This is a genomic window from Streptomyces sp. NBC_01171, from assembly GCF_045039805.1.
Lineage (GTDB): Bacteria > Actinomycetota > Actinomycetes > Streptomycetales > Streptomycetaceae > Streptomyces.
Genome location: NZ_CP108609.1, coordinates 2687848 through 2703125, shown reverse-complemented (window position 1 = coordinate 2703125; position 15278 = coordinate 2687848). Strand labels below are relative to the sequence as shown.

Annotated in this window: 15 protein-coding genes; 12 read left to right on the top strand and 3 right to left on the bottom strand. The window is 72.3% G+C overall.

Annotated elements, in window-relative coordinates; all coding sequences use genetic code 11:
• The first annotated feature begins 41 nt into the window (after positions 1 to 41).
• The 3 genes from rplM (at position 42) to glmM (ending at position 2587) form a co-directional block, all read left to right on the top strand.
• Positions 42 to 485, top strand: coding sequence for a 50S ribosomal protein L13 (rplM, locus tag OG448_RS12240; RefSeq protein WP_030811719.1), 444 nt, complete (start codon positions 42 to 44; stop codon positions 483 to 485).
• A 42-nt stretch (positions 486 to 527) separates the two neighbouring features.
• On the top strand, positions 528 to 1049 hold the full coding sequence (gene rpsI / locus OG448_RS12235; RefSeq protein ID WP_391295287.1) for a 30S ribosomal protein S9: 522 nt from the start codon (positions 528 to 530) through the stop codon (positions 1047 to 1049).
• Between the two features lie 179 nt (positions 1050 to 1228).
• Positions 1229 to 2587: a phosphoglucosamine mutase gene (glmM, locus tag OG448_RS12230; RefSeq protein ID WP_405553498.1), complete on the top strand. Its 1359-nt coding sequence runs from the start codon at positions 1229 to 1231 to the stop codon at positions 2585 to 2587.
• Here the strand turns inward: glmM and OG448_RS12225 are convergent.
• Together OG448_RS12225 and coaA are read right to left on the bottom strand one after the other, a co-directional pair.
• Positions 2584 to 3567, bottom strand: coding sequence for a DUF389 domain-containing protein (locus OG448_RS12225; protein WP_405553496.1), 984 nt, complete (start codon positions 3565 to 3567; stop codon positions 2584 to 2586). The genes glmM and OG448_RS12225 overlap by 4 nt on opposite strands.
• 21 nt (positions 3568 to 3588) lie before the next feature.
• Positions 3589 to 4578 (bottom strand): type I pantothenate kinase, encoded by a 990-nt coding sequence (gene coaA, locus OG448_RS12220; protein ID WP_391295280.1) that lies wholly within the window; start codon positions 4576 to 4578, stop codon positions 3589 to 3591.
• Between the two features lie 198 nt (positions 4579 to 4776).
• Here coaA and OG448_RS12215 point away from each other — a divergent pair, with 198 nt between their 5' ends.
• The 9 genes from OG448_RS12215 to OG448_RS12175 all read left to right on the top strand — a co-directional run bounded on the left by OG448_RS12215 (position 4777) and on the right by OG448_RS12175 (position 14631).
• The gene (locus tag OG448_RS12215) at positions 4777 to 5988 is read left to right on the top strand and encodes an acyltransferase family protein (protein ID WP_405553495.1); all 1212 of its coding nucleotides are present in this window, start codon (positions 4777 to 4779) and stop codon (positions 5986 to 5988) included.
• 145 nt (positions 5989 to 6133) lie between these two features.
• Positions 6134 to 7981, top strand: coding sequence for a glutamine--fructose-6-phosphate transaminase (isomerizing) (gene glmS / locus OG448_RS12210; protein ID WP_405553493.1), 1848 nt, complete (start codon positions 6134 to 6136; stop codon positions 7979 to 7981).
• A 99-nt stretch (positions 7982 to 8080) separates the two neighbouring features.
• The gene (locus OG448_RS12205) at positions 8081 to 9130 is read left to right on the top strand and encodes an aldo/keto reductase (protein ID WP_405553491.1); all 1050 of its coding nucleotides are present in this window, start codon (positions 8081 to 8083) and stop codon (positions 9128 to 9130) included.
• Between the two features lie 187 nt (positions 9131 to 9317).
• Positions 9318 to 9689, top strand: a complete 372-nt coding sequence (locus OG448_RS12200; RefSeq protein WP_405553489.1) for a holo-ACP synthase — start codon at positions 9318 to 9320, stop codon at positions 9687 to 9689.
• A 180-nt stretch (positions 9690 to 9869) separates the two neighbouring features.
• The gene (locus OG448_RS12195) at positions 9870 to 11303 is read left to right on the top strand and encodes an NAD(P)H-hydrate dehydratase (protein WP_405553487.1); all 1434 of its coding nucleotides are present in this window, start codon (positions 9870 to 9872) and stop codon (positions 11301 to 11303) included.
• A 64-nt stretch (positions 11304 to 11367) separates the two neighbouring features.
• Positions 11368 to 12522 carry an alanine racemase gene (alr, locus tag OG448_RS12190; RefSeq protein WP_405553486.1) on the top strand — a complete coding sequence of 385 codons (1155 nt, stop codon included), beginning with the start codon at positions 11368 to 11370 and terminating at the stop codon, positions 12520 to 12522.
• Between the two features lie 87 nt (positions 12523 to 12609).
• Positions 12610 to 13851 carry an alpha/beta fold hydrolase gene (locus tag OG448_RS12185; RefSeq protein WP_405553485.1) on the top strand — a complete coding sequence of 414 codons (1242 nt, stop codon included), beginning with the start codon at positions 12610 to 12612 and terminating at the stop codon, positions 13849 to 13851.
• Entirely contained in the window at positions 13817 to 14329 is a 513-nt protein-coding gene (gene tsaE, locus OG448_RS12180) for a tRNA (adenosine(37)-N6)-threonylcarbamoyltransferase complex ATPase subunit type 1 TsaE (protein WP_405553483.1), read from the top strand. Before OG448_RS12185 ends, tsaE begins: the two co-directional genes overlap by 35 nt.
• 128 nt (positions 14330 to 14457) lie before the next feature.
• The gene (locus tag OG448_RS12175; RefSeq protein WP_405553482.1) at positions 14458 to 14631 is read left to right on the top strand and encodes a hypothetical protein; all 174 of its coding nucleotides are present in this window, start codon (positions 14458 to 14460) and stop codon (positions 14629 to 14631) included.
• Positions 14632 to 14646: 15 nt separating this feature from the next.
• Here the strand turns inward: OG448_RS12175 and OG448_RS12170 are convergent, their stop codons facing one another.
• Positions 14647 to 15198, bottom strand: a complete 552-nt coding sequence (locus OG448_RS12170; RefSeq protein ID WP_405553481.1) for a hypothetical protein — start codon at positions 15196 to 15198, stop codon at positions 14647 to 14649.
• Positions 15199 to 15278 lie beyond the last annotated feature (80 nt).

Sequence of the window (15278 nt, the reverse complement as noted above, 5' to 3'; positions counted from 1 at the left end):
ACCTGTTCAGGACCATTCACTCGAAGCGAAGGCTACGAACCGTGCGTACGTACAGCCCCAAGCCCGGCGATGTGACGCGCCAGTGGTACGTCATCGACGCTCAGGACATCGTCCTGGGTCGTCTCGCCACCACCGCCGCGACCCTTCTCCGGGGCAAGCACAAGCCGATCTACGCGCCGCATGTCGACACCGGTGACTTCGTCATCGTCGTCAACGCCGACAAGGTGCACCTGTCCGGCAACAAGCGGACCCAGAAGATGGCTTACCGCCACTCCGGCTACCCGGGTGGTCTGCGCTCCGTCCGTTACGACGAGCTGCTGGACAAGAACCCCGAGAAGGCCGTCGAGAAGGCCGTCAAGGGCATGCTCCCCAAGAACTCCCTTGGCCGTCAGATGCTCTCGAAGCTGAAGGTCTACAAGGGTGACCAGCACCCGCACGCTGCCCAGCAGCCGGTGCCGTTCGAGATCACCCAGGTCGCGCAGTAATTCCGGCCACCCTTTAAGACTGAAGAGAATCTGAGGAGAATCGTGGCCGAGACCACCCCCGAGCAGCCTGTCGAAGAGACTGAGCTCGTCGACATCGAGAGCTACACCACCGAGACCGAGCTCCCCGTCGAGGGCGAGTACACGTCGGAGTCCCTCGCGTCCCGCTTCGGCGAGCCCCAGCCGGCCGCCGGCCTGGGCCGTCGCAAGAACGCCATCGCCCGCGTCCGGATCGTTCCGGGCACCGGCAAGTGGAAGATCAACGGTCGCACCCTCGAGGACTACTTCCCGAACAAGGTGCACCAGCAGGAAGTCAACGAGCCCTTCAAGGTGCTCGAGCTCGACGGCCGTTACGACGTCGTCGCCCGCATCGCGGGTGGCGGTGTCTCCGGTCAGGCCGGTGCGCTCCGTCTCGGTGTCGCCCGTGCGCTGAACGAGGCGGACGTCGACAACAACCGCGGCGCCCTGAAGAAGGCCGGGTTCCTCAAGCGCGACGACCGTGCGGTCGAGCGCAAGAAGGCCGGTCTCAAGAAGGCCCGCAAGGCTCCGCAGTACAGCAAGCGCTAAACAGCGGCGCTTCGCGCGTACTCCGAACGCCCCGGCGGCACGCCCTGTGTGCCGCCGGGGCGTTCGTTTATCTCCGCCAAGGGCGTATAACGACACAAGACGCTCAAAGTCTTGTGTGATCGGATGCTCGGGCGCATGCCATGATTCCTGGCAGCAGTGACGCTTCCTCGGGAGGACAAGTGGGACGACTCTTCGGTACCGACGGCGTGCGTGGCGTCGCCAACGCGGACCTGACGGCCGAGATGGCGCTCGGCCTGTCCGTCGCGGCGGCGCACGTGCTGGCCGAGGCGGGCACGTTCGAGGGCCATCGGCCGACCGCCGTGGTGGGCCGTGACCCGCGCGCGTCCGGGGAGTTCCTGGAGGCCGCCGTGGTCGCGGGCCTCGCCAGCGCGGGCGTGGACGTGCTCCGCGTCGGTGTGCTGCCCACGCCCGCCGTCGCCCACCTGACCGGCGCGCTCGGCGCCGACCTCGGTGTGATGCTGTCCGCCAGCCACAACGCGATGCCGGACAACGGCATCAAGTTCTTCGCCCGCGGCGGCCACAAGCTCGCGGACGAGCTGGAGGGCCGTATCGAGGCCGTCTACGACTCGCACCGCCACGGCGAGCCCTGGCAGCGCCCCACCGGCGCCGGGGTCGGCCGGGTCCGGGACTACGAGGCGGGCTTCGAGACCTACGTCACCCACCTGCTGTCGGTGCTGCCCAACCGGCTCGAAGGGCTGAAGATCGTCCTGGACGAGGCGCACGGCGCGGCCGCCGGCGTCTCCCCGGAGGCGTTCTCCCGCGCCGGTGCCACCATCGTCACCATCGGTGCCGAGCCGGACGGCCTCAACATCAACGACGGCTGCGGCTCGACCCACCTGGGCCTGCTGAAGGCTGCGGTGCTGGAGCACGGCGCGGACCTCGGCATCGCGCACGACGGTGACGCCGACCGCTGCCTGGCCGTGGACCACACCGGCGAGGAGGTCGACGGCGACCAGATCCTCGCCGTGCTCGCGCTGGCGATGCGGGAGCGCTCCACGCTGTCCGCCGACACCGTCGTGGCCACCGTCATGTCCAACCTGGGCTTCAAGCTCGCCATGGAGCGGGCCGGCATCCACCTGGTGCAGACGGCCGTGGGCGACCGGTACGTGCTGGAGGAGATGAAGGAGCACGGCTACGCCCTCGGCGGCGAGCAGTCCGGGCACGTCATCATCCTGGACCACGCCACCACCGGTGACGGCACGCTGACCGGCCTGCTGCTGGCGGCGCGGGTCGCCGAGACCGGCCGGGCGCTGCGTGAGCTGGCCTCGGTGATGGACCGGCTGCCGCAGGTGCTGGTCAACGTCCCGGACGTGGACCGCTCGCGGGTGGGCACCTCGGCCGACCTCGCGGCCGCCGTGGGCGAGGCCGAGCGTGAACTCGGCCGGACCGGCCGGGTGTTGCTGCGCCCCTCGGGCACCGAGCCGCTGGTCCGGGTCATGGTGGAGGCGGCCGACATCGACCAGGCCCGCACGATCGCCGGGCGGCTGGCGGACGCGGTCAAGTCGGCGCTGGGTTAAGCGGCTTCGGCCTTCGCGCCGTTCGTACCCTTCCCGCCCGTCCCGCCCGTCCCGCTCTTCCTGCCCTTCCTGGCCCAGAACGCCTTCTGGGCCAGGAGGGTCAGCACGCCCGCCACCACGATGCCGAACAGGTTCAGCAGCAGTTGCTCGCTGGAGCCGACGGTCTGCGCGGTGTCCCCGTAGGCGAGGGCCACGGCCGCGTTCGCGGCGGCCGGGACGGTGGTGACCGAGATGGCCACGCCGACCAGGGCGCCGGACTTGGCCGAGGTCAGGGAGAGCGTCCCTGCCGCCCCCGCGAGCAGCGCCACGACGAACGAGAACGCGTCCGGCGCGTACACGAACCCGGTGTTGGGCCGGTCGCCCTCCAGTTTGGCCTCGCTGAACAGCCCGGCGGCGTCCATCAGCACGCTGAAGCCGACCGTCAGTGCCATCGCGACGGCGAAGCCCACCACCAGGGCGAGCAGTGAGCGGGCCGCCAGCCGGGGCTTGCGGCGCACCAGCGCGGTGCTGATCCCGGCCAGCGGGCCGAACTCCGGGCCCACCGCCATCGCGCCCACGATCAGCACCGCGTTGTCCAGCACCACACCGCAGGCAGCGATCATCGTGGCGATGGTGAGGAAGGCGACGTAGGTCACCGACAGCGTCGACTCCTCGTGCGTCGCCTCGACCAGGTGCTCCCACAGCACGGCGTCCGCGCCCTCGCCTGGCGCCTCCTCCTCGGCGCGGTCGGCACGCCGGGACAGCGACAGGCCGATGTCGTCCACGGCGATGGAGCCGGAGTGGTCGATGCCGAGCTCCTGGAGCCGGGAGAGCAGGCCGTCGCCCGCCTCCCGTGCCACGTCGCACGTGACCACGTCCCCGGCCGGGTCGCGGGCGGCGCCGGGCAGGACCACGAGGTGGGTGGTGCCGACCGTGGACTCGATCAGGCGCACCACCTCGTCCGTGCGGTCGGACGGGACGATCAGACGCAGATGCAGCATGCGCCCATCCAACCTCTCCCGCTACAGCTTGCGAAGGCGCAGCCGCTGCACGGTGTGGTCGGGGCCCTTGCGGAGCTGGAGGGTGGCCCGGCCGCGGGTGGGGGCGATGTTCTCGGTCAGGTTGGGCTTGTTGATGGTCCGCCACAGCCCGCGCGCGTAGTCCACCGCCTCCTGCTCGGAGACCTGGGTGTACTTGCGGAAGTACGAGGACGGGTTCTGGAACGCGGTCTGGCGCAGCTTCTTGAACCGCTCCAGGTACCAGCGCTCGATGTCCTCGCCGCTCGCGTCGACGTACACGCTGAAGTCGAAGTAGTCGGCGAGACCGACCCGGGTGCGGCCGTCGCTGCCGGGCAGGGCGGGCTGGAGGACGTTCAGGCCCTCGACGATGAGGATGTCCGGGCGGCGCACGGTGAGGCGCTCGCCGGGGACGATGTCGTAGATGAGGTGGGAGTAGACCGGTGCGGTGACCTCGTCCTTGCCGGCCTTGATGTCGGCGACGAAGCGGGTCAGGGCGCGGCGGTCGTAGGACTCGGGGAAGCCCTTCCGGGACATCAGTCCGCGGGCCTGCAGCTCCTTGGTGGGCAGCAGGAAGCCGTCGGTGGTGACCAGCTCCACGCGGGGATGCTCGGGCCAGCGGGAGAGCAGGGCCTGGAGCAGGCGGGCCACGGTGGACTTGCCGACGGCCACCGAACCGGCCACGCCTATGACGAAGGGGGTCCCGGACTGGGAGCCCTTCTCGCCCAGGAAGGTGTTCAGGGCGCCTCTGAGGCCGTCGGTGGCGCCGACGTAGAGATTGAGCAGGCGGGAGAGCGGGAGGTAGATGTCCCGCACCTCGTCGAGGTCGATGACGTCGCCGAGGCCGCGCAGCTTCTCCACCTCCTCGGCGGTGAGTGGCTGCGGCGTCTTGTCGCGCAGCGCGCTCCATTCGGCGCGGGTGAGGTCGACGTAGGGAGTCGCCTCCGGCCTGTGCCGGTGGGCGCTCCGGGGAATCGCGGAGACCGGTGAGATCACAGTCCATTGTTAACGCTGTTTGAACGGGCGTGGAGGTGGGGTCGGTCACGTCCGGGCGATGAAAGGTGTGAGCGTCGTGTGTGGCAGGGTCGAAAGTTGTCCGGAGACGTGGGGGCAACCGTTCTTACTGCTCAGTCGTCGTGTGAACGTGAGTTCGTACGGCACGGACACAGAGACTGGCGCTGAAATGGTGGATGGATGACCCTGAGGGAAGACACGGCGGTGGCGGACAAGGCCGAAGAGGGGCACGCCGGGGAGTTGGCCACCGCACATGTCCGGGTGACACAGGCGCCCTCCGAGCCGAAGGAGGCCGCCCCGAGCATGCGGGGCAAGGGGCAGCGGCTGGCCGCGCTGGACGGGCTGCGGTTCCTGGCCGCCGTCGCGGTGGTGGTCTTCCACTTCACCGGGCAGACCCCGGACACGATGGAGCACATCTGGGGGCGCCCGTACCAGGCGATCTTCCCGGACTCGCACCGCTATCTGGCCTTCGGCCGGCTCGGTGTCGACCTGTTCTTCCTGATCAGCGGCTTCGTGATCTGCATGAGCGCCTGGGGCCGCTCGCCGCGGGACTTCTTTATCTCCCGCGTGACCCGGCTGTACCCGATGTACTGGATCGGCGTGCTGGTGTCGGCGGCCGTCATCTACCTCTTCGACACCCCGATGGGGCACCCGAACCCGCGGGTCGTCTTCGCCAACCTCACGATGCTCCAGAAGCCGCTCGGCGTGGACAACCTGGACTCGGTGTACTGGACGCTCTGGCCGGAGCTGTGCTTCTACCTGACGTTCTCCATCGTGGTGTGGAAGGGCCTCACCTACACCCGCGTCGCCGTCTTCGCCGGTATCTGGACGGTCGCCGCGGTGCTGGCCCCGGCCGCGCACCTGCCGCTGCTGACGGTGCTGGTCAACCCGGTCTCCGCACCGTTCTTCATCGCGGGCATGGCGTTCTACCTGATGTACCGGTTCCGGGCGACCCCGCTGCTGTGGGGGATCGTGCTGATGTCGTGGCTGCTGGCGATGCACTTCATCCTCACCCCGCACGGCGGCCGGCTCGACTGGGACACCTGGCACCCGTGGCGCGGCTGGCTGGTGCTGACGATCACCGGCTTCTTCGCGCTGATCGCCGCCATCGCGCTCGGCTGGACCAGCCGCATCCAGTGGCGGTGGCTGAGCGTGGCGGGAACGATGACCTTCCCGCTGTACCTGCTGCACGACGTGATCGGCCTGACCGTCGCCCACCACTTCGGTGACCGGATGGACCCCCGCCTGCTGGTGGTGTCCACGGTGGCCGCGCTGGTCCTGCTCGCCTACGTGGTGCACCGGCTCGTGGAGCGCCCGATCGCGCGGTACATGCGCCGCTGGCTCAACAGCGCCTCCTTCGGCCTGGAGGCCCCGGCGGTACGCCGCGGCTGAGCCGGGAAGAGGGGCACCGCGTGGACGACGTTCATGCGGTGCCCCCTTTTTTTGTCCCTTCGGGCCTTCGTACACGAGTGAAAATTTCCGAATCCGGGCACGCGGAAGCGGTTTTCGATCGCTGACGGACCGTAGGCTGCGGCACATGTGCGGAATCGTGGGATACGTAGGGGCGCAGTCGGCGCTCGATGTGGTGATGGCCGGGCTGAAGCGGCTGGAGTACCGGGGCTACGACTCCGCCGGTGTCGCGGTGCTGGCGGACGGCGGGCTGGCCATGGCGAAGCGGGCCGGGAAGCTGGTCAACCTGGAGAAGGAGCTGGCCGAACACCCGCTCCCGGCCGGCACCACCGGCATCGGGCACACCCGCTGGGCCACCCACGGCGGCCCGACGGACGCCAACGCCCACCCGCACCTGGACAACGCGGGCCGGGTCGCGGTCGTGCACAACGGCATCATCGAGAACTTCGCCGTGCTGCGCGCCGAACTGGCCGAGCGGGGACACGACTTGCTCTCAGAGACGGACACCGAGGTGGTCGCGCACCTGCTGGCGGAGGAGTTCTCCGCGGGCGCCGGCCTCGCGGAGGCGATGCGGCTGGTGTGCCGCCGCCTGGAGGGCGCGTTCACCCTGGTCGCGGTGCACGCCGACGAGCCGGACGTGGTCGTGGGCGCCCGCCGCAACTCCCCGCTCGTGGTGGGCGTCGGCGAGGGCGAGACGTTCCTCGCCTCCGACGTGGCCGCGTTCATCGCGCACACCCGCGAGGCCGTCGAGCTGGGCCAGGACCAGGTGGTCGAGCTGCGCCGCGACGGCGTCACGGTGACCGGCTTCGACGGCAGCCCGGCCGAGGTCCACGCCTACCACGTCGACTGGGACGCCTCGGCCGCCGAGAAGGGCGGCTACGACTACTTCATGCTCAAGGAGATCGCCGAGCAGCCGAAGGCCGTCGCGGACACCCTCCTCGGCCGCATCGACCCCTCCGGCTCGCTCACCCTGGACGAGGTGCGGATCGGCGCCGCCGAGCTGCGCGAGGTGGACAAGGTCGTCATCGTCGCCTGCGGCACCGCCTTCCACGCCGGGCTGATCGCCAAGTACGCCATCGAGCACTGGACCCGCATCCCCTGCGAGGTCGAGCTGGCCAGCGAGTTCCGCTATCGGGACCCGATCCTGGACGGACGTTCGCTGGTCATCGCCATCTCCCAGTCCGGCGAGACCATGGACACCCTGATGGCGCTGAGGCACGCCCGCGAGCAGGGCTCCAAGGTGCTGGCGATCTGCAACACCAACGGCTCGACCATCCCGCGTGAGTCCGACGCCGTGCTCTACACGCACGCCGGCCCCGAGGTCGCCGTCGCCTCCACCAAGGCGTTCCTGACCCAGTTGGTCGCCTGCTACCTCGTCGCCCTCTATCTGGGCCAGGTGCGCGGCACCAAGTGGGGCGACGAGATCCGGGACGTCATCCGCGACCTCTCCCACATCTCGGGCGCGGTCGACCGGGTGCTGGAGACCATGGAGCCGGTACGGACGCTCGCCCGCTCACTGGCGGAGAAGAACACGGTGCTCTTCCTCGGCCGCCACGTGGGCTACCCCGTCGCCCTGGAGGGCGCGCTCAAGCTCAAGGAACTCGCCTACATGCACGCCGAGGGCTTCGCGGCGGGCGAGCTGAAGCACGGCCCGATCGCGCTGATCGAGCAGGACGTGCCGGTCGTCGTCATCGTGCCCTCGCCGCGCGGCCGTTCCGTGCTGCACGACAAGATCGTCTCCAACATCCAGGAGATCCGCGCCCGCGGCGCCCGCACCATCGTCATCGCCGAGGAGGGTGACGAGGCGGTCGTCCCGTACGCCGACCACCTGATCCGCATCCCGGCCACGCCGACGCTCCTCCAGCCGTTGGTCTCCGCGGTGCCGCTCCAGGTGTTCGCCTGCGAACTGGCCACCGCGCGCGGCAACGAGGTGGACCAGCCGAGGAACCTGGCGAAGTCGGTGACGGTGGAGTAGGGCTCCGGGAGACGGGCCGGAGTCCGCGCTTGCCTTGGAGCGGACTCCAGCCCGTAGGGTCGCGCCCGTCCCAACAGGGCTACGACCTAGGAGAGTTGTATGCGCAACCGGGTTCTGGGCGGCTCCGGCATCGAGGTCAGCCCTTACTGCCTGGGCACGATGATGTTCGGCGCCGTCGGCAATCCCGATCACGAGGAGTGTGTCCGGATCGTCCACGCCGCCCTCGACGCCGGGATCAACTTCGTCGACACCGCCGACATGTACTCCTCGGGGGAGTCCGAGACGATCGTCGGCAAGGCGCTGAAAGGCCGGCGCGACGACGTGGTGCTGGCGACGAAGGTGCACTTCCCCGTGGGGGAGGGGCCGGGCCGGGGCGGCAACTCGCGGCGCTGGATCGTCCGGGCGGTGGAGGACAGCCTGCGCCGGCTCGGCACGGACTGGATCGACCTCTACCAGGTGCACCGCCCGGACCACACGACCGACGTCGAGGAGACGCTGTCCGCGCTCACCGATCTGGTGCGCCAGGGCAAGATCAGGGCGTTCGGCTGCTCCACGTTCCCCGCCGACGAGATCGTGGAGGCCCACCATGTGGCCGAGCGCCGGGGACTGCACCGCTTCCGCACCGAGCAGCCGCCGTACTCGCTGCTGGCCCGGGGCGTCGAGCGGCATGTGCTGCCGGTGGCGCGGCGGCTCGGCATGGGGGTGCTGACCTGGAGCCCGCTGGCCTCGGGGTTCCTGACGGGGCGTTATCGCAAGGGCAGGCCGCTCGACCTGAGCAGCGGCCGCCCCACGCTGCACCCCGGCCGCTTCGATCCGTCGGCGCCGCGCACGGCCGCCAAGCTGGAGGCGGTGGAGGGACTGGTCGGCGTGGCGGAGGAGTTGGGCTGCTCGCTGCCGGAACTGGCCGTCGCCTTCCCGCTCGCGCACCCGGCGGTCACCTCGGTGATCATCGGCCCGCGCACCATGGAGCAACTGCGCGACACCCTCAAGGGGGCGTCCGTCGCGCTGGACGACGCGGCCCTGGACCGCATAGACGCGATCGTCCCGCCCGGCACCGACGTCTACCCGCCCGACGGCGTCTGGGCGCCGCCGTCCCTCACGACCCCGTCCGAGCGCAGGCGGCCGGCCACGGCCAGGGGGGCGGTCTGAGGGTGCGGTCTGAGGGGCGCGGTCCGACGGCTGCGGTCTGAGGGGCGCGGTCGGGGGTCCTCGCCGTGGTCGTCCGGGCGGGAGCCGCCGTACGAGGGCCGTGACGGCGGCCGGTGACGGAGCGACGGGCGGCGCCGGCGCCGGTGGTCGCGTCGGTCCGGCCGGTGGCGGCCGTAAGGTGCTCGGCATGAGCATCATCGGTGTCGGGATCGACGTGGCCGAGATCGAGCGGTTCGGAGCCGCGCTGGAGCGTACGCCGGGACTGGCCGACCGGCTCTTCGTGGAGCGGGAGTTGCTGCTGCCCAGCGGGGAGCGGCGGGGCATCGCGTCGCTCGCCGCGCGGTTCGCGGCCAAGGAGGCGCTCGCCAAGGCGCTGGGCGCGCCGCCCGGGCTGCTCTGGGTCGACGCCGAGGTGTACGTCGAGGACAGCGGGCAGCCCCGGCTGCGGGTCAAGGGCACCGTCGCCTCCCGGGCCGCCGAGCTGGGGGTGCGGTCCTGGCACGTGTCGCTGAGCCATGACGCGGGCGTGGCGTCGGCCGTGGTGGTCGCCGAGGGGTGAGCGGGCCGGAGCGGGCCTGACGCTCCGGGCCGGGCGGGACGCGCCAGGTCGGCCGAGCGGCCGGAGCCGGGCCGGACGGACCGACCGAGCCGCCGAAGCCGGACCCGCCGTCCGAGCCGCCGTACATGCCGTGCGAGCCGCCGGTGCCGCCGGACGGGATTCCGGGGCAGACTCGGTGACATGCGTACTGCGTACAGCGTGGAGACGGTACGGGCCGCCGAGCGCGCCCTGATGGCCCGGCTGCCCGAGGGCACCCTGATGCAGCGGGCGGCCGCCGGACTGGCCGCCGCCTCGGCCGAGTTGCTCGGGCGGGTGTACGGCAGCCGGGTGGTGCTGCTGGTCGGCAGCGGCGACAACGGCGGCGACGCGCTGTACGCCGGGGCCCGGCTGCGGCGGCGCGGCGCCGGGGTCACCGCCGTCCTCCTCTCACCCGACCGCGCCCACGAGGGCGGCCTCGCCGCGCTGCGCCAGGCCGGCGGCGCCGTCATCGGCCCCGAGCGGGCGCTCGGCGCGATCGAGCGGGCCGACCTCGTGGTGGACGGAATCGTGGGCATCGGCGGCAAGGGGGGTCTGAGGCCCGACGCCGCCCGGCTCGCCTCCGCCGCCGAGCGGGCGCGGGCCGCGATCGTCGCCGTGGACCTGCCCAGCGGGGTCGACGCGGACACCGGCGAGGTGTCCGGCGCCGCCGTACGAGCCGACCTCACCGTCACCTTCGGCGCCTACAAGCCCGGCCTGCTGATCGACCCCGGCCGGGAGTACGCCGGGACGGTACGGCTCGTCGAGATCGGCCTCGAACTGCCCCCGGACCCCGTGCTGGAGGCCCTCCAGCACGAGGACGTGGCCCGGCTGCTGCCCCGGCCCGGCGCCGAGAGCGACAAGTACCGGCGCGGGGTGCTCGGCATCGCCGCCGGGTCCGCGCGCTATCCGGGCGCCGCCGTCCTCGCCGTCTCCGGCGCGCTGCGCGGCGGCGCGGGCGCCGTACGGTACGTCGGCCCCGCCGGGGACGCGGTCATCGCCCGCTTCCCCGAGACCCTCGTCTCCGACCAGGGACCCGACCACGCGGGCCGGGTGCAGGCGTGGGTGGTGGGACCGGGCGCCGGGGACGACGCGGCGACCGTGGCCGAGGTGCTCGGCGCGGACGTACCCGTACTGCTGGACGCCGACGGGCTGCGCCTGGCCGACCGCGACCTCGTACGCGGCCGTACCGCACCGACCCTGATGACCCCTCATGCCGGGGAGGCCGCAGCCCTGCTGGGCGTGCGCCGGGAGGAGGTCGAGGCGGCCCGGCTGACCTCGGTGCGCGAACTGGCCGCCACCTACCGGGCGACGGTGCTGCTGAAGGGCTCCACCACGCTGGTCGCCGACCCCGGCGGCGGCCCAGTACGGGTCAACTCCACCGGCACCGGCTGGCTGGCCACCGCGGGCAGTGGTGACGTGCTGTCAGGGCTCGCCGGATCGCTGCTCGCCTCCCACCTGTCGGCGCTGGACGCGGGCAGCGTCGCCGCCTACCTGCACGGCCTCGCCGGCCGCCTGGCCTCGCGCGGCGCCCCCATCGCCGCGCTGGACATCACCGAGCACCTCCCCGAGGCGTGGCGGGACGTCGTACGGGACTGAGCGGGTGGACCGCCGAGGAGTGCGGCCGGGGGCCGCCGACGCCCTCTGAGAGACTGGGGGCGCCATGAGTGAGACTTCTGCTGTGCCGACCGCGCCCCTGCGCGCCCGCGCCGAGATCGATCTGGGTGCCCTGCGCGCCAACGTCCGGGCGCTGCGCGCCCGTGCCGAGGGCGCGCACCTGATGGCCGTCGTCAAGTCGGACGCGTACGGCCACGGTGCCGTACCGTGCGCCCGCGCGGCCCTGGAGGCCGGGGCGACCTGGCTGGGCACGGCCACCCCGGAGGAGGCCCTCGCGCTGCGCGCGGCCGGGCTGCCGGGCCGGATCATGTGCTGGCTCTGGGTGCCCGGCGGGCCCTGGCGGCAGGCGATCGAGGCCGATCTCGACGTCGCCGTCAGCGGCATGTGGGCGCTGCGCGAGGTCACGGACGCCGCCCGCGAGGCGGGCCGGCCCGCGCGGGTGCAGCTCAAGGCCGACACCGGGCTCGGCCGCAACGGCTGCCAGCCCGAGGACTGGCCCGAACTGGTCGGCACGGCCCTGGAGGCCGAGGCCGCCGGGCTGATCGAGGTCACCGGACTGTGGTCCCACTTCGCCTGCGCCGACGAGCCCGGCCACCCATCCATCGCCGCCCAGCTCACCCGGTTCCGGGAGATGGTGGCGTACGCCGAGGAGCGGGGCGTGGAGCCCGAGGTGCGGCACATCGCCAACTCCCCGGCCACGCTGACCCTTCCGGAGACCCACTTCGACCTGGTCCGCACCGGCATCGCCATGTACGGCATCTCGCCCAGCCCCGAGCTGGGCACCCCGGCCGACTTCGGGCTGCGCCCGGTGATGACGCTGAGCGCGTCGCTGGCGCTGGTCAAGCGGGTGCCGGGCGGGCACGGTGTCAGCTACGGCCACCACTACGTCACTCCCGGCGAGACCACCCTCGGCCTGGTGCCGCTGGGTTACGCCGACGGCATCCCCCGGCACGCCTCGGGCGGCGGGCCGGTGCTGATCGACGGCAAGCTGCGGACCGTCGCCGGGCGGGTGGCGATGGACCAGTTCGTGGTCGACCTCGGCGGCGACGAGCCCCGACCGGGCACGCGGGCCGTGCTGTTCGGGCCGGGCGACGGGGGCGAGCCCACCGCCGAGGACTGGGCGCAGGTGTGCGGCACGATCGCGTACGAGATCGTCACCCGGATCGGCACCCGCGTGCCCCGCGTCCATGTGAACGGATGACCCCCGCGGGTACCGGGCACGCTACTGTCCGGTAGCCCCGGCGCGCACCGGCCCGGCGGACGGCAGTACGGCGAGGAGGAACGGCACGTGAGCGAGAGCAGTGCGGAGGCCGTGGTGGACGCGGTGGCCGCGACGGCCGCGTCCGGCGGCTGGCGCAAGGCGACCGGTCTCGCCGGCGCCGCGATAGGCGTCCTCGCCGCGGGCGCGGCGGCCGGGGTCGCCATAGAGCGGATGACGGTCGGGCGCGGCATACGCCGCAAGGCCGCGCTGGCGCTGGACTCCACCGGCCCCTACGGCACCCTGCGCGGCACGCCGGGCAAGGCCGTCGCCGACGACGGCACCGAGCTGCACTACGAGGTCGACGACGTCGAGCCCGACCCCGGCCCGAACGTCTCCCCGCGCCGCCGCAGGCTCTTCGGCCGCAAGGCGCCGGCCCCCGTGACCGTCGTCTTCTGCCACGGCTACTGCCTCGGCCAGGACTCCTGGCACTTCCAGCGGGCCGCCCTGCGCGGCGTCGTCCGCACCGTGCACTGGGACCAGCGCAGCCACGGGGAGTCCGGGCGGGGCGTGGCCCAGACCCGTGACGGGCTGCCCGTCACCATCGACCAGCTCGGCCGGGACCTCAAGGCGGTGCTGGACGCGGCGGTGCCCGAGGGGCCCGTGGTGCTGGTGGGGCACTCGATGGGCGGGATGACGATCATGGCGCTGGCCGCGCACTACCCGGAGTACGTCCGGGACCGGGTCGTCGCCACGGCGTTCGTCGGCACCTCCTCCGGGCGGCTCGGCGAGGTCAACTTCGGGCTGCCGGTGGCCGGGGTCAACGCGGTGCGCCGGTTCCTGCCGGGCGTGCTGAAGGCGCTGGGGCAGCAGGCGGAACTGGTGGAGAAGGGGCGCCGGGCCACCGCGGAGCTGTTCGCCGGGGTGATCAAGCGGTACTCCTTCGCGGGGCGGGACATCGACCCGGCGGTCGCGCGGTTCGCGGAGCGGATGATCGAGTCCACGCCGATCGACGTGGTCGCGGAGTTCTACCCCGCCTTCACCGACCACGACAAGACCGAGGCGCTGGCCTGCTTCCAGGACATGCCGGTGCTGGTGCTGGCCGGGGTGCGGGACCTGGTCACCCCGAGCGAGCACAGCGAGGCCATCGCGGACCTGCTTCCCGACGCCGAGCTGGTGCTCGTGCCGGACGCCGGGCACCTGGTCATGCTGGAGCACCCGGAGGTCGTCACCGACCGGCTCGCGGACCTGCTGACCCGCGCGGGAGCCGTACCGGCAGGGGCTACCGTTAGCGGCTATGGAAGAGGCAGTAGCACCGCACAACCCGGCTGAGACCCGGCTCACCGTCACCTCCCCCGAGCAGATGCGGGAGCTGGGCCTGAGACTGGCCGGGCTGCTGCGCGCGGGCGACCTGGTGATGCTCACCGGCGAGCTGGGCGCGGGCAAGACGACGCTGACCCGGGGGCTCGGCGAGGGGCTCGGGGTGCGCGGCGCGGTCACCTCGCCGACCTTCGTGATCGCGCGGGTCCACCCGTCCCTGGTCGACGGGCCGCCCCTGGTCCATGTCGACGCCTACCGGCTCTCGGGCGGGCTGGACGACATGGAGGACCTCGATCTCGACGTGTCCCTGCCCGAGTCGGTCATCGTCGTGGAGTGGGGCGAGGGCAAGGTCGAGGACCTGACCGACGAGCGGCTGGAGGTCCTCATCCACCGCGCGGTCGGCGACACCACCGACGAGGTCCGCCACGTCACCCTGACCGGACTCGGGGACCGCTGGGCGAAGGCGGATCTGGACTCGCTCGCGGGCTGAGGGCGCCGATATCCCGACAGGCTGTCGGAAACGTATTGCGCGGGACGTACCGGGCGTGGTCACATGGTATCCAGCCCGTGGTTAGGCATGCCTAACTCCGCCCGCCCCCGCAGCTCAGGAGGCGCCCCATGCCCACCCCGCATCCCCCGGCCCGCCCCGAGCGCACCCCGCTCGCTCCGGCCACCCCGCAGTTCTCCATGCGCGGCCTGCTGGCATCCTGCGCGGCGGCCAAGGCGATCTCCACCCCACCCCCGGCCCCGGCCTCGGTCGAACGCACGCCGGCCCACCGCGAGGCGGCCTGAACCGGCGCGCACGCGTCAGCGGATCACCACCACCGGCACCCCGATCGTGGCGAACTGCCACATCGCCTCGCCGTCGGGGCGGGTTTCGCGGATGGCGCCGGTGCGGGGGGAGCCGGGTTCGGCGGCCTGGTTGCGGGTGGCGGCGCTGAAGCCGACCGTGACGCCGTCGACCGTGGTGAAGCGGACGACGTGTTCGACCGGGAGGCCGTCGCTGCCGGTGATGGCGTTGGAGCGGGAGGTCACCCAGTAGGAGCCGGGGGCCGGGTCGACGCCGCCGGGGTGGACGCCGAAGGTGCGGCGGACGCGCCCGTGGTCGTCCACCAGCCAGACGCGGTCGTCGTCGACCGAGTACACGACCCGCTCGCCCTTGCCGGAGTCGGCCGGCAGGGCCGTGGGGTGGCGGCGGTCGCGCGGGGCCTTGGTGACGGCCACCGAGGGGGAGGCGCTCGCCGAAGGGGTTCGCAGGCTCGCCGGGACGGTCGCGTCGGCCTGGTAGGCGAGGAGGCCGACGGTGCCGACGGACACCGCGACGAGTCCGGCCACGATCCCCGAGCTGGTCCCTGCCACGTGCGCCACCTCTGCCTCGTACCGAACCGTTACGGTTCGCGGGATATGTCGTACTTCATACAGACCGTAGCAGTCAGTGA

Bases quoted from the DNA above. Each gene is read 5' to 3' on its own strand.
- OG448_RS12225 (WP_405553496.1), bottom strand. From the start codon at position 3,567: ATGCTGCATCTGCGTCTGATCGTCCCGTCCGACCGCACGGACGAGGTG.
- OG448_RS12215 (WP_405553495.1), top strand. From the start codon at position 4,777: ATGACCCTGAGGGAAGACACGGCGGTGGCGGACAAGGCCGAAGAGGGG.
- glmS (WP_405553493.1), top strand. From the start codon at position 6,134: ATGTGCGGAATCGTGGGATACGTAGGGGCGCAGTCGGCGCTCGATGTG.
- OG448_RS12205 (WP_405553491.1), top strand. From the start codon at position 8,081: ATGCGCAACCGGGTTCTGGGCGGCTCCGGCATCGAGGTCAGCCCTTAC.
- OG448_RS12200 (WP_405553489.1), top strand. From the start codon at position 9,318: ATGAGCATCATCGGTGTCGGGATCGACGTGGCCGAGATCGAGCGGTTC.
- OG448_RS12195 (WP_405553487.1), top strand. From the start codon at position 9,870: ATGCGTACTGCGTACAGCGTGGAGACGGTACGGGCCGCCGAGCGCGCC.
- alr (WP_405553486.1), top strand. From the start codon at position 11,368: ATGAGTGAGACTTCTGCTGTGCCGACCGCGCCCCTGCGCGCCCGCGCC.
- tsaE (WP_405553483.1), top strand. From the start codon at position 13,817: ATGGAAGAGGCAGTAGCACCGCACAACCCGGCTGAGACCCGGCTCACC.
- OG448_RS12175 (WP_405553482.1), top strand. From the start codon at position 14,458: ATGCCCACCCCGCATCCCCCGGCCCGCCCCGAGCGCACCCCGCTCGCT.